Raw genomic sequence first — 13,388 nt, 5'->3', positions numbered from 1 at the left:
TCAGCCCTTCGGGACGTCGACCACCTGGCCGCCTTCGCGGTGCCACTCGATGGAGCCGTGCTCGAACTCGCTCGCCCGGCCCTGCGGGACGTCGTGCTCGCCCGTCACCGGATAGCCCAGGTAGGAGCGCTCCCAGCCGAGCTGCGACCAGCGGGCGCGGATGCCGCCGTACACCTCGTGCGCGCCGGTCTGCGGCGTCCAGTAGATCGACGCCCCGCCGGTGCCGGTGAAGTGGTTGAAGCGGCCCCGCCCGTCGGGCGTGCCGAGCTCATCGGTGGTCGGGTAGCCGAGCACGCCCGCCGGGCCGCTCAGCTCGATGTAGCGCTGCGCGATCACGCCCTGCACCGAGTGCGCGCCGGTCTGCGGGCTCCACACGATCCCGGCCGGGAAGCTGCCGTCGCCGTTGAACCGGTTGTAGCGCCCCACACCGTCCGGTGTGGACAGTTCGTCGGTGACCGGGAAGCCCAGCGGGCCGCGTTCCCAGCCGGTGGCCGCCCACTTCTCCCGGATCGCGCCCTGCACCGCGTTCGGCCCGGACGGCTGCGTCCAGTAGATCGACGCGTCCTCGTGCTGGGCGTTCGGCGTCAGGAAGTGGTTGTAGGCGCCGAAACCGTCCGGCGTGAGCCGCGTGTCGGTCGCCGGGTAGCCGAAGCGGGCGTCCTCGCCGAGCTCGCGGAAGTGCTCCAGGATCGGGCCCACGACCAGGTGCCCGCCGGTGCGCGTCGACCAGTAGATGGCCGAGTGGATCACGCCGTCGCGGGTCAGGAAGTCGCTGTACCGGCCGCCGCCGCTGCTGGCCAGCTCGTCGGTGATCGGCACGCCCAGCGCGTCGTGCCCGCCGCGCTCCAGGAACCCCAGGTAGATCATCCCGCGCACGACCGTCACGTCGGTGTCGGGAGTCCAGTAGAAGCGGGCGTTCTCGAAGTCCTGCCAGCGCAGGCCCTCGTCCTCGACGACCTCGTGCCCGGCGGGCGCGCCGACCTGCGCCTTCTCCTCGGCGGACATCGATTCGTAGCGCTGCTGGATCGCGCCCTCGCCCGGATCGGCTTCGCCCGGCGCCGATGTCGTCGGCTCAGCACGAGCCGATGTCGTCGGCTCGGACGGCGCGGAAGTCGTCGGCTCGCCAGGTGCCGACGTGGTCGGTTCGACGGGCGCCGACGTGGTCGGCTCGCTCGGGACCTCGGCGGACGTGCTCGGCGCCGAGGTCGTCGGTTCGGTCTGCGCGACCGCCGGTGCGGCGGTGGCCAGCCCGGTGATCGCTGCGGTGGCGGCCACGGCCGCCACGAGTCGTTTGACGTTCACTCGCAACCCTTTCGGTCAGGTCATCCGGTGATCGCCGAAAGACCCCCGCAGGTTGCCCGGATTCGCGGTTTTCCCCCGAACGGACCGACGGGCAGAATCGGTGCGTTCCGTGGGTCCTCCAGACGTTATGGGCAGGTGGAGGACCCACGGACACGGGCACCCGATGAACCCCACTTCGCCGGGCATCCGCGCTTCCTCTGCGCGAAGCGCGTCGGGAAGTCACATATCGGACGGAACGCCTTAACAGCGCCGTCACATCGATGATCGCCGGAGCGCCTCGAAACGTTGCCTCCGGAGCGAAATTTCTGCGCCTATCGTTACCGCCCGGTCGGCTCCGTTCCATCCCGGTGCGCTGGCGCGGCCACCGGCCGCGGTCCACCGCGGAACCGGTAACCGGTCAACCAGGCGTGCCGGTACTCGAAGACGGCGAGCACCAACGTCGAGGCCACCCCGCAGAGGTTCAGTCCGAGCCACAGCGGAGCGGGCACGCCCTTGGTGTCGAGGCTGATGATCTCCTGCCCGGTGATCAGCAGCACGAAGAACGACGAGGCGACCGGTGCTAGCAGCGGGTGGATCTCGCTGATCCAGAAGCTGGTGCGAGCGGCCCAGTAAAGCGTGCAGAGGCAGAAGGCCGCGTACCAGCCGATCACGGCCACCACGATCAACGCGACGAGCAGCCCTGCCAGCGTGGTGACCTCGTAGCTGCCGCCGTCGGTGGCGAAGAGCAAGGCCAGCGGCAGCGCGAACGCTGCCAGTGCGAGCGCCCCTCGACCCAACATGCGCCGACCGCCCGGGAGGAGTTCGTAGCGGTACCCGGATCGGGTCACGGCGAGCAGTACCAGGAACGGCAGCGGCGCGGCCAGCATGGCGAATGCCGCGGTGCGCAACGCCTTGGCGTAGTTGTCGCCCAAGACCATGAACGGCGAGAGGTAGGCGTTGGTCGCCGCCAGCACCGCGAGCAGGCCGACCGCCGACCGCCAGAACGCCAGCCGATCCAGCACCCGGTCCCGCCGTTGCCGTCCGACGCGCGGTTTGTACACGAACCTGGCGGCGAGCCACGGGAAGACCAGGTGCGCGATCACGCGGAACGCCAGGATCACGTGATCGGGCTTGATCTCGCGGGAGCGTTTCGGTTGTTCGGCGGACATCTGGCCCTCGCGCGGCGCGGAATCGGGTTGGCGGTGCCATCGTGGTGCGCACCCGTGCTGCTTCCCGATTCTTCACGACGACCGCCCTGTTTTCGTGCAGAACGGGGAACGCGCGGGATAACCCTCGGAATCGCAGGGGTATCCCTTCCCCCGAATGCTGCGGTTTCACGCGGACGGCCCACTGCGGAAGCCGAATCCCCGTGCCGCCCAACGCTCCCGCAACGTCGAAGGGCCGCCGAGGCGTTGCCCCGGCGGCCCCGCGGAAAACCGATCAGATCGGCAGGCGGCGGAAGATGGCGCGCGGCACGTGCCGCAGGATCGACATCACGAACCGGAACTGCGCGGGGGCGTACACCAGCGGGCTGCCCTTGCGAACGCCGTTCACGATCACCTCGGCGACGCTTTCCGGGGTGTTCGCCATCGGCGCGGCCTTCATGCCCTCGGTGAGCTTGGTGTGGGTGAAGTTCGGCCGCACGACGGTCACCTTGACGCCGTGCTCCTCCAGCGCGTAGCCCAGGCCGGAGAAGAACACGTCCAGGCCGGCCTTCGAGGAGCCGTAGACGAAGTTCGACCGCCGCGCGCGCTCACCGGCGGGGGAGGACATCACCGCGACGTTGCCGTGGCCCTGCTTGCGCAGCTTCTCGGCCAGCAGCACGCCCAGCGACACCGGGGCCAGGTAGTTGATGTCGGCCACCGCACGGGCCGCCTCGACGTCGGTCCAGCCCTTCTCGTTGTCGCCCTGGATGCCGAAGGCGATCAGCGTGACGTCGACGTCTCCGTCGGCGAAGGCCTTGTCGATGACCTCGGCGTGCGTCTCCGGCTTGCGGGCGTCGAACGTCAGGATCGACACCGTGCTGCCGGTCTTGCGCAGCCGCTCGGCGGCCGCGTCCAAGCGCTCCTGCTCCTCCGGGCGGTCCGCGAGGATGATGCGCAACGGGCGCTGGTCGGCGTACTTCTGCGCCGTCGCCAAGGCGATGTCGGAGGTCCCGCCGAGGACGAGCAGGGACTGGGGGTTTCCAACGGCGTCGATCACAGCTCAAGCCTCCGGCTCATGTCTGAAGCGAAAATGCCTTCGGGGTCAACGGATTGGCGAATCTTGCGGAACTCGTCGACTCGCGGATACATCTGGTGGAACGTCTCCGCCGTGGTCCGCGAGTCCTTCGCGGTGTAGAGCCGGCCGCCGATGCCGAGCACCATCTCGTCGAGATCGGAGCACAGCCGGGAGAGGCCCGGCTTGATCGGGAAGTCGACGCAGACCATCCAGCCGGGGTGCGGGAACGACAGCGGCGCCCGGTTGCCCTCGCCCATCTGCTTGAAGACGTTGAGGAACGAGTAGTGCCCGGAGTGCGCGATCCGCAGCAGGATCCGGCGCAGGTCCTCGTGCGCGTTCAGCGGCGTGCTGAACTGGTACTGGAGGAAGCCCTTGGAGCCGTAGGCCCGGTTCCACTCGCCGAACATGTCCAGCGGGTGGTAGAAGGCGGTCAGGTTCTCCACCACGCCGAGCTTGCGCTTGGGCGACTTGCGGAACCACGCCTCGCCGAGCGCGCTGAAGGTCAGCTTGTTGGCCAGCCCGTTGGGGAATACGTCGGGCAGCGTCGCCAGCTTGGGCGCGTCGAACTTCAGCGGGTCCGCGCGCAGCTTCGGCGGCAGCTCGTCCAGCTTGGCCAGCGAGCCGCGGCTGAACGCGGCGCGGCCCAGCTTGGGGCCGGTGGAGATGGCGTCGAACCAGCCCGAGGAGTACGTGTACCTGTCCTCGGAACCGTTGCTGACCAGCTCCAACGTCTCGTCGAGGTTGTCGGTGCGCTCGAGGTCGGCCACGAAGTACGCGGTCTCGGTCCGGGTCATCTTGATCTTGGCCCGGATGATGATGCCGGTGAGGCCGATGCCCGCCACGGTCGCCCAGAACAGGTCCGACTCGTCGCCGTCCGGCGTCACCGTCCGGACCTGTCCGTCCGCGGTGATCAGGTCCATCGACAGCACGTGGTTGCCGAAGCTGCCCGCGCTGTGGTGGTTCTTGCCGTGGATGTCGTTGGCGATCGCGCCGCCGATGGTCACCTGCCGGGTGCCCGGCAGCACCGGGACCCACAGGCCGTGCGGCAGCGCCGCCCTCATCAGCTGGTCCAGGCTGACGCCGGCGTCCACGTCCACGATCGCGGTGTCCGGGTCGATGTCGTGGATCCGGTTCAGCCGGGTCATGTCGACGACCACGCCGCCGGCGTTCTGCGCGACGTCGCCGTAGCTGCGGCCCAGGCCGCGGGCGAGGACGCCGCGCTCATCGGCCGTGCGCACCGCCTCGGCGATCTTCCCGACGTCGGTGGTGCTCAGCACGCGCGCCTGAGTCGGCGCGGTGCGGCCCCAGCCGAAGAGTTCCTTGGTTTCGAACGCGGTCATCAGAGACTGAGCCTCCGGGAGAGGTCGGAGCGGAAGATGCCCTCCGGGTCGACCGAGGCGCGGATCTTCCGCCACTCCTCGATCCGCGGGTACATCTGCTCGATCATCTCGGCCGACGTGCGGGACTCCTTGGCCAGGTACAACCGGCCGCCCGCGTTCAGCACCATCTCGTCGAGCTCCCGGCACAACCGGTCCAGGCCCGGCGTGATCGGGATGTCGACGGTCAGCGTCCAGCCCTTGCGCGGGAACGACATCGGCGCCTGGTTGCCCTCGCCGAAGGTCTTGAGCACGTTCAGGAACGACACGTGGCCGGACGAGCTGATCTTGTCGATCGAGCGGCGGAACATCGCCTCCTGCCCGAAGGGCACCATGAACTGGTACTGCAGGAAGCCGTTCGAGCCGTACACCCGGTTCCACTCGCCGACGAGGTCCAGCGGGTGGAAGAACTGGGTGATGTTCTGCACGAGGCCGAACTTCGTCGGTGCCTTGCGGTACCAGACCTCGTTGAACGCGGTGATGGTGAACTTGTTGACCAGGCCGTTGGGGAAGATCGGCGGGGCGGTCATCAGCTGCGGCGCGTTGAACTTCAGCGGATCCTTGCGCAGCTTCTTCGGCAGGTCCTCGATCCGGGCCGAGTTGCCGCGGGTCAGCAGCGCGCGGCCCAGCTTGTCGCCGCGGGCCAGCGAGTCGAACCAGGCGACCGAGTAGACGTAGTTGTCGTCCGAGCCGTCGGTGAAGTGCTCGATCAGCTCGTCGAGGTTCTTCGTCTGCACGTTGTCGACCAGGAAGTACGCGGTCTCGACGCGCTTGAGCTTGATCGTCGCCCTGGTGATGATGCCGGTCAGGCCCATGCCGCCGACCGTGGCCCAGAACAGCTCGGCGCCCTCGCCGTCCGGGGTCAGCGTGCGGACCTCGCCGTCGGCGGTGAGCAGGTCCAGCGACAGCACGTGACTGCCGAACGAGCCCTGCGAGTGGTGGTTCTTGCCGTGGATGTCCGAGCCGATGGCGCCGCCGATGGTGACCTGGCGGGTGCCCGGCAGCACCGGGATCCACAGGCCGTGCGGCAGCAGCTGGCGCATCAGCGTGTCCAACGACACGCCCGCGTCGACGACGACGGTCGCGTTGTCGACGTCGATCTGGTGCACCCGGTCGAGGGCGGTCATGTCGATGACGGTGCCGCCCGCGTTCTGCGACGGGTCGCCGTAGCTGCGGCCCAGGCCGCGCGCGATGACGCCGCGCTCACCGGCCTCGCGGACCGCCTTGGCGATCGCCTCGACGTCCGGGGTGCTGACGACGTGCGCCCTGGTGGGCGCGGTGCGCCCCCAGCCGGTCAGCGTCTGAAGCTCGTCCTTTACCGATCCCACCCAGCCGAGTCTATCCGCGCTGGAGCGGCCGATACGGGCGGGTACATCCGGTCCCCGGCGGTGTGCGATGCGTCATCGCTACACTCTTCTGGGACGTTCGCGGAGTTCGATCTCCCACGTCTTCGGCGTCCAGCCGGGTGCCCCAGGTACCGAATGCCCTGTCGTCGGATCCCGAGGTGAACCAGTGGCCGTGGCCGAACCCGCAGCCCAGACCGAACAGAAGCGCCTAGGCGTCTTCAACCAGCTCTTCCGCTTCGTGGCCATCGGCGGTTTCTGCGCCATCATCGATGCCGGGGTCTACGCGCTCCTGCTTTCGCTGGGCTTGCCGAACTGGGCTTCCAAGGCCGTGTCGTTCATCCTCGGCACCACGGCTTCCTACCTGATCAACCGGAAGTTCACGTTCAGCGGCGCGAGCACGGGCAACGCCAAGGCGAAGGCGGTCGGGTTCGCGGTCGTCTACACCGTGACCTTCTTCGTCAACGTGGGCACCAACGAGCTGCTGTACCAAACGCTGCCCGACTTCAACGACCAGCTCCGCTATGCGGTGTGCTGGATCGTCGCGCAGGGTCTGGGCACCCTGATCAACTTCGTGATGCTCAAGTGGGTCGTCTTCCGCGACTGACGTCACGTCACGGCACGGCCCCGGTTTCCCGGTGGTCCGCAATTTCAATGGAAATCAGAGGTTCGATTTCCATTGAAATTGCGGGAGTTGTCCACAGGCGCCAGCGTGTCGGGGTGCGACACGCCGATGTTCCGCAGTTTCCATTGGAAACTGCGGAGCGAGCAGCCAGAGCCCAGCGGCGGTGTCAGTTGCGGAAGCCGGTGCCGCGGGCCGGCGCGCCGTAGGCGTCGGAGCGGGTCGCTTCGAAGTGCGCCGTGGCCACGTGCGCGAAGTTCACCGCGAAGCGGCCGCCGTCGGCGGTGATGAGCGACTTCGTGCTGCCGTTGGCCATCGAGTCGGCGAGCACGTCGCGGAGCTCGTCGGCCTCGGCCGGGTCGAGCGCGATGTGCAGCGGCTGGCTGGCTCCGGCGAGGTGCAGCACGAGTCCTGGGCGTGTCTCGGGCATCGGATCTCCCAATCGCAGCCGCCCCGACGACCCGCCGAGGCGGAGTTTCCCCGCAGCGCGAGGGCTTCCACGCCTCAGCTGACCACGAATCCCCGTGCCCGAACACCCGGTTTCACCCTGAGCGGACCGGAGAACCCGGTCCCACCGGCGCTTTTCGCTCACGGCGTACCCGCTTCGGCCTGGCGGAACCGATTTCCGGTGCCTGCGTCGAACGGGATAGGCGTGGGCGGTCGTTCGCCTGCGAACGTGGAGGTTCTTCTGATGCGTCGTCGTCATCTCGTCGGGGCGTTGCCCCTGCTCGCCGCTCTGCTCGTCGGGTGCGGTGCGCCGCCGTCGGCTCCGGCCGAGCAGCCCGCACCGGCCGAGCAGCCCGCACCGACCGCGTCGTCGCCCCGGACGACAGCGCAGCCCGCCCCGGTGCCCGACCCCTTCGACCTCGCCGCGGCGCTGGCGCTGATCGAGGGGCAGGGGCTCACCCCGGATCCGCCGGAAGGCCGGCTCAGCGGGCCGATCCGGGCGATCCACGCGACCTGCACGGGCAGCGCCAACGGTCGCTGCCAGGCGGTCTTCTTCTTCGACGGGCAGCAGTTGGTGCACCGGGTGGACGTCGGCCTGGTGAAAATCCTGTCTCAGGACGGCAAGGCGGTGCGGGTGGAGTTCCCGGTGTACGCCGCCGGCGATCCGGGCTGCTGCCCGAGCGGCACGCCGACGCAGCACACGATCACGGTGCAGAACGGGCAGCTCGACGCCCAGCCGCCGGTCGGCTTCGAACCGAACTACCCCGGTGATTACTGATCACCCGGGCTGAGCCGGTCGGTTCACCCCGGAACCGGAAAGCACCAGCTTCGGCGCGCGGCCGAAGGCTGGTGCTTCGCTCCAAGGACCTCCGCACGGGAAGCCCTCACTGCTCGGGTTCTTCCTCCGGGGGCTCGAAGGCCTTCACGTCGTTGCGGTCGTCGCTGCTCGGGACGTCGCCCGGCAGGTGGACCGTCTTCGACAGCGGGCCCGGCGTCCAGGTGCCCCAATGGGTTTCCTGGTGCACGTCCATCGCCGCCTGCGCGGGCAGCGCGTCCGGCTCGTACGGGTCGACTGCGTACAGCGAGCCCCAGTCCCGGTGGATGTTGTTCTTCAGGTACGTCGGCAGCTCGCGCATGCTGGTCGACACGTTGAGCCAGCCGAACGGCCCGCCCGCGTCCGGCGACGACCAGCCCTGCCCGATGTCGCGCACCTCGGCCCCGGCCGCCACCCGGAACTTCGGGATCTCGGCGATGCCGTTGTGCACGCCCGGCAGCTGCAGGCACGGGTGCACCAGCGCGGCCGTCCACTCCACGAACGTCGGCTGGTCCCGGACGAAGTCGGTCATGTTCACCAGCTGCGGCGCCCGCGGCGCGCTCACCGCGACCCAGCCGTTCGGGCCCAGCGAGTTGTCGGTGGCCACCACGCGCATCTTGGTGGCGCCATCGGACTTGCCGCCGACGGTGAACCGGAAGTCCCGCCACGCCGGGCCGGGCTGCTGCACCACGTACTTGCGCTCGGTGATCAGGAAACCGGCGTCGGTGTCGTGGCCGAACTCCAGCGCCACCGAGTTCGCGCCCAGCTCCGCGCCCGCCAGCGAGAGCACCACCGGCACCTGGCCGGTCTTCGCCCGTTCCGGCAGGTCGTACCACTGGGTGCGCAGCTCGCCGGTGCCGAGGCCGGCCGCGTCGTAGCTGCCCCACACCGGCGCGTTGTCGTTGCCGAACTGGTGCGGCGGCTTCCAGTCGGTTTCCTGCATGTCGGAGCCGTCGCCGGGCGGCAGGCCGGGCCGGTTGAAGCCGACCATCTTGGCCCGCATGTACTGGTCGGCGTCCTCCTTGCCCTCCAGCCGCTTCGGCGGGATGCCGATGTCCTGGTCCTCGGACGGCGCCGCGGTGCCCGGCTGCTCGCCGGACACCCGCAGCATGCCGGACTGCGGGTTGGTCTCCACGTAGACGTAGTCGGACAGGCCGCAGCTGGAGCCGACGATCTGCTTGATGTTGTCCGAGCCGAGGCTGTAGCTGCCCCACTGCTTCTGGATGACCTTGCCGAAGTTGGCGAGCTCGAACAGCACCAGCAGCGCGCACAGGATCGACAGCGGCGCGGTGCCCAGCCGCAGAGCGCGGCTGCGCTTCTCCTCGCGCCCGAAGCGCTCGTCGACGACCTTCGGGTTGTTCTCGTCGATGCGCAGGTGCTCGATGAACGCCACGATCAGCGCGATCCCGGCGACGACGAGGAAGATCGTGCTCAGCTTGTAGTCGCTGATCTCCGGCGGCATGTTGAACCACGGAACGCCCCAGCCCGAGACGTACCACCAGGCGTTCGGGCCGGTGGCCGTGAACGCCAGGATCACCATGAGCATCGCGAGGAAGCCCGCCCGGTTGCGCCGGGAGCGCAGCACGGTGCTGCTGGTGGCCAGCGCGGTCAGCGCCGCCAGGGCACCGCCGAAGGCGGCGAAGATGCCGAAGTGGTGGGACCACTTGGTGGGGGTCAGGACCAGCACCACGAAGGACAGCGCGGTGACCGCGAGGAGTCGCCGGCTAGGGCCGAGCGCCGCGCCCCGGATGCGGCCGCGCCGCAGCAGCACCACGGCGCAGGTGGCCAGGCAGAGCATCACCAGCAGCACCGGGAACCGGCGGGTCAGAGAGCCGTCCGGAGTCTGGCTGAACAGCAGGTTGTAGCGGCTGAGCTCCTCGTACCAGCTCTGGCTCGGGCCGAGTTCGGTGCGCAGCTTCGTGGCGTCCATGACCGACTGCCAGGTCTGGTCGGAGAACACCAGCGTCAGGATCACGAACCCGGAGGCCGCGATCGGAGCCAGCACCGGCAACCAGCCGAACTCCTGGGCCCGCTTGCGGACCAGCCGGAACAGCGGCTTCAGCGCCGCCACGAACGGCAGCACGGACACCATGCCGTGCGGGTTCGCCCCGACCGACAGGGCCGCGACGACCAAGCCCAGCGCGGCGGGCATCAGCCGGCCGGTCGCCACGGCGCGCTCGACCGAGCACAGCGCCAGCAGCGAGAACAGCACCACGACCGGCTCGGGCCGCAGGCCGTTGTTGTAGGGCAGCCAGAACGCCAGGAACACCGCGGCGGCGGCCCAGCCTGCGGCGTTGCTGCGCCGCACCTGCTGGCCGAGCCGCGGCAGCACCTCGCGGCTGATCAGCAACCAGCTGACGATGCCCATCAGCAGCGCGGGCAGCCGCACCCACGGCGTCGCCGTCGAGACCTGCACCCACAGCGAGTACAGCTCGTAGAACCAGCCGAACGGCGCCTCGGGGACGCCGAACCAGCGGAAGTAGTTGCTGACGTAGCCGAAGCTCTCGCGTGCCCGCGCGATGGTCAGGATGTAGCCGTCGTCCGAGGTCATCGCGCCGATGACCCACCAGACGACCAGCGCGCCGATCACCGAGGCGTCGCGGAACGTCGGCTTCCACCAACCGGCGGGGGCCCACTTCGGCGGGCGCCGGCCGGCGCGCACGTCCAGCCGCCGCAGGCAGATCACGGAGCCGATGAACGCCAGCACCGCGAGCGCCATCGCGACGCCCTTGATCGTGGTCGCCTGGCTCTCGTAGCGGTTGTCCACGCGGGCCTCGAAGGACAGGCCGCGCACGTCGTCGATGCCGTCGTTGAGCCCGGAGTAGATGCCGGTCATCTGCGGGCGCTGGTCGCCGCGCAGGTTCGCCAGCGACTCGTCGCCGACGCCGGCGGTGGTGCCGTACGCGTCGGAGTGCAGCGAGAACGAGCAGTCGCCCGCGGGCAGCGGCACCGTGCCCACCTGCTGGCCCTTGGTCAGCATCGTCAGGTGACCGTTGTCGACCTGCAGCGTCAGGCCGGTCAGCTTGCCGTAGTCCGACGTCGGCGGGTTCGTGCTCAGCACCGTGGCCGGACCGTTGGTGCGGGCGTCCAGGCTGCGCACGGCGGCGCACGGCACCTCGGCGTTCAGCCACACCGGCGAGTAGCTCACCAGCGGCGCCGACACCGACTTGGTGCCTTCCGCCGTCGGCCACTTCAGCGTCGTGATGTTGTAGTCGACGGGGAGGAACGGCACCGCCAGTGCGAGCACCGTGCCGAGCAGCCCGAAGATCGACGCGAACAGCTTCAGCCGCTTGGCGGAGGGTTGCCGGCGTTCGGTCTCGGATTGCGCCGAAGCATCGTCCGTTCGGCGGCTTTCTTCCTGGCCACTGAGCACGGGTGGAGGATAGTAGCCGCTGGTCCGAGCCCCTTCGCGGCATTCGGCCGGTGTGCAAATCACCACTCGGGCCGGTGCCGTGAGCTGCGGTCTCAGGTAGCTCTCAGGCCAGTCTCAGCGTCCCGTGACCGTTCGGTGACCGTGTCGGTCCCGATCGGAACCGACACGGGTCAGCGGCGGTAGAACTTCTCCTGCCGGCCCTGGCGGAGCAGGCGCAGCCACTCCTTGAACGCCTTCGGGTCGCGCTTCTGGCCGACGAAGTACAGGCCGAAGCGGAGCACCTCCAGCGCGCCGATCTTCCGCATCCCCGGCTGCGACAGGAGGTAGCCGCGGTTGCGGTACGTGTAGTAGCGCTTCGCCGCGTCCGACGGGTCCTGGGCGTGGAACCGGCCGCCCAGCATCGGCTTGAACTCCGCCGAGCCGTCCGGGTGCAGGAACCGGGTCTTCAGCGTGGTGCCGAACGGCAGCCCGGAGCGGACCACCCTGCGGTGCACCTCCACCTCGTCGCCGCGGAAGAACAGCCGGTAGTCCGGCACGCCCACCACGTCCAGCGTCGAGGCCCGAAACAGCGCGCCGTTGAACAGCGACGCGATGCCCGGCAGGAAGTCGTCGCCGCCGAGCTCGCTGACCCGGCGCTTCCAGGTCAGGCCGCGGCGCAGCGGGAACGCCAGCTTGTCCGGGGTGTCGATGTTCACCACCACGGGTGACACCGCGGCGAGCCGCCGCTTCTTCGCGACGTCCAGCAGCGTCGAGAGCGCGTGCTCGTCGGCGGGCCGGCCGTCGTCGTCGCCCAGCCACACCCACTCCGCGCCGAGCGACAGCGCGTGCAGCATGCCGAGCGCGAAGCCGCCGGCACCGCCGAGGTTGCGCTGCGAGACCAGGTAGGTCGACGGGATCGGGCAGTCCGCCACCACGTCCTGCGCGGGCTGATCCGGTCCGTTGTCGACCACCACCAGGTGGTCCGGGAGTCTGGTCTGGCTCGCGATCACTTTCAGGGACTCGGCCAGCAGCTCGCGACGGTGCCTGGTGACGATCACCGCGACTACGGATCCGGCGGGCAGCTGCTGTGCGGAGTCGGTGCTCATGAGCCTTCTTTGCTCCCGATCGTGGCCGCGGATTCGCCGATCCGGGCCAGGGTTTCCTCGCTGAGGTGCTCGAAGGGGTCGTAGCCCTTGTAGTGCGTCAGCACTTCGCGCAGCGACCCCTGCTCCCGCATTCCGCCCTTGTCCATCCAGATCGCGGTGCTGCACAGCTCGATCAGGAACTCGTCGGAGTGCGAGGCGAAGACCAGGATGCCCGATCGCTTCACGAGGTCGTTGAGCCGGTCCCGCGCCTTCTCCAGGAACTCGGCGTCGACGGCGCCGATGCCCTCGTCCAGGATCAGGATCTCGGGGTCGATGGAGGTCACGACGCCCAGCGCGAGCCGCACGCGCATGCCGGTGGAGTAGGTGCGCAGCGGCATCGCCAGGTAGTCACCGAGCTCGGTGAACTCGGCGATCTCGTCGATCCGCTTCTCCATCTCCTTGCGGTTCATGCCGAGGAAGAGGCCGCGGATGATGATGTTCTCGTACCCGGAGATCTCCGGGTCCATGCCGACGCCGAGGTCGAACACGGGCGCGACCTTGCCGACCACCCGCGCGCTGCCCCGGGTGGGCTCGTAGATGCCGCTGAGCAGGCGCAGCAGCGTCGACTTGCCCGCGCCGTTGTGGCCCACCAGGGCGACGCGGTCGCCGTGCCGCAGCGACAGGTTGATGTCGTGCAGCGCCTCGATGATCGGGACCCGGCTGTCGGTGCCGATCTTGCCGCCGGCCTTGCCGAGCACGGCCTTCTTCAGCGAGCGGGACTTCGCGTCGAAGATCGGGAAGTCGACCGCTGCGTTCCAGACGTCGATGCTGACCACAGTTCCTCAGCT

11 protein-coding genes are annotated in these 13,388 nt (G+C 69.2%); 2 read left to right on the top strand and 9 right to left on the bottom strand.

The genetic code is table 11. The features are described 5' to 3' along the window. The 5 genes from E1288_RS00670 to E1288_RS00650 form a co-directional block, all read right to left on the bottom strand. The gene (locus E1288_RS00670; RefSeq protein WP_207954101.1) at positions 1-1,302 is read right to left on the bottom strand and encodes a hypothetical protein; all 1,302 of its coding nucleotides are present in this window, start codon (positions 1,300-1,302) and stop codon (positions 1-3) included. A 317-nt stretch (positions 1,303-1,619) separates the two neighbouring features. Beyond that, on the bottom strand, positions 1,620-2,450 hold the full coding sequence (locus E1288_RS00665; protein WP_132479214.1) for a hypothetical protein: 831 nt from the start codon (positions 2,448-2,450) through the stop codon (positions 1,620-1,622). A 271-nt stretch (positions 2,451-2,721) separates the two neighbouring features. Next, positions 2,722-3,483 carry a decaprenylphospho-beta-D-erythro-pentofuranosid-2-ulose 2-reductase gene (locus E1288_RS00660; protein ID WP_132479212.1) on the bottom strand — a complete coding sequence of 254 codons (762 nt, stop codon included), beginning with the start codon at positions 3,481-3,483 and terminating at the stop codon, positions 2,722-2,724. Next, complete coding sequence (locus tag E1288_RS00655; RefSeq protein ID WP_132479211.1) at positions 3,480-4,841, bottom strand: FAD-binding oxidoreductase; 1,362 nt, start codon at positions 4,839-4,841, stop codon at positions 3,480-3,482. The genes E1288_RS00660 and E1288_RS00655 overlap by 4 nt, the downstream gene beginning before the upstream one ends. Further along, entirely contained in the window at positions 4,841-6,205 is a 1,365-nt protein-coding gene (locus E1288_RS00650; protein WP_132479209.1) for an FAD-binding oxidoreductase, read from the bottom strand. The genes E1288_RS00655 and E1288_RS00650 overlap by 1 nt, the downstream gene beginning before the upstream one ends. A gap of 184 nt (positions 6,206-6,389) precedes the next feature. Between E1288_RS00650 and E1288_RS00645 the strand changes: the two genes are divergently transcribed. After that, complete coding sequence (locus E1288_RS00645) at positions 6,390-6,827, top strand: GtrA family protein (RefSeq protein WP_132479208.1); 438 nt, start codon at positions 6,390-6,392, stop codon at positions 6,825-6,827. 184 nt (positions 6,828-7,011) lie between these two features. Here E1288_RS00645 and E1288_RS00640 read toward each other — a convergent pair whose 3' ends face one another. Continuing rightward, a complete protein-coding gene (locus E1288_RS00640) occupies positions 7,012-7,272 on the bottom strand; it encodes a hypothetical protein (protein ID WP_132479206.1) in 261 nt (86 codons plus the stop codon). A gap of 261 nt (positions 7,273-7,533) precedes the next feature. Here E1288_RS00640 and E1288_RS00635 point away from each other — a divergent pair, with 261 nt between their 5' ends. Further along, a complete protein-coding gene (locus E1288_RS00635) occupies positions 7,534-8,067 on the top strand; it encodes an LppP/LprE family lipoprotein (RefSeq protein WP_132479204.1) in 534 nt (177 codons plus the stop codon). 106 nt (positions 8,068-8,173) lie between these two features. Here the strand turns inward: E1288_RS00635 and E1288_RS00630 are convergent, their stop codons facing one another. From E1288_RS00630 to wzt, 3 genes are all read right to left on the bottom strand, one after another. Beyond that, positions 8,174-11,476, bottom strand: a complete 3,303-nt coding sequence (locus tag E1288_RS00630) for an arabinosyltransferase domain-containing protein (protein ID WP_132479203.1) — start codon at positions 11,474-11,476, stop codon at positions 8,174-8,176. A gap of 170 nt (positions 11,477-11,646) precedes the next feature. Next, positions 11,647-12,561, bottom strand: a complete 915-nt coding sequence (gene glfT1 / locus E1288_RS00625) for a galactofuranosyltransferase GlfT1 (protein ID WP_132479201.1) — start codon at positions 12,559-12,561, stop codon at positions 11,647-11,649. Then, on the bottom strand, positions 12,558-13,376 hold the full coding sequence (gene wzt, locus E1288_RS00620) for a galactan export ABC transporter ATP-binding subunit Wzt/RfbE (RefSeq protein WP_132479199.1): 819 nt from the start codon (positions 13,374-13,376) through the stop codon (positions 12,558-12,560). Before wzt ends, glfT1 begins: the two co-directional genes overlap by 4 nt. Positions 13,377-13,388: the final 12 nt, after the last annotated feature.

The organism is Saccharopolyspora elongata, from assembly GCF_004348985.1.
Taxonomy (GTDB): domain Bacteria; phylum Actinomycetota; class Actinomycetes; order Mycobacteriales; family Pseudonocardiaceae; genus Saccharopolyspora; species Saccharopolyspora elongata.
Note: the sequence above shows the minus strand (reverse complement) of the source record. Positions and strands in the feature narration are given on the sequence as shown.

Excerpts from the sequence above, each read along its gene's own strand:
- E1288_RS00665 (WP_132479214.1), bottom strand. The coding sequence starts at position 2,450 with ATGTCCGCCGAACAACCGAAACGCTCCCGCGAGATCAAGCCCGATCAC.
- E1288_RS00655 (WP_132479211.1), bottom strand. The coding sequence starts at position 4,841 with ATGACCGCGTTCGAAACCAAGGAACTCTTCGGCTGGGGCCGCACCGCG.
- E1288_RS00640 (WP_132479206.1), bottom strand. The coding sequence starts at position 7,272 with ATGCCCGAGACACGCCCAGGACTCGTGCTGCACCTCGCCGGAGCCAGC.
- E1288_RS00635 (WP_132479204.1), top strand. The coding sequence starts at position 7,534 with ATGCGTCGTCGTCATCTCGTCGGGGCGTTGCCCCTGCTCGCCGCTCTG.
- glfT1 (WP_132479201.1), bottom strand. The coding sequence starts at position 12,561 with ATGAGCACCGACTCCGCACAGCAGCTGCCCGCCGGATCCGTAGTCGCG.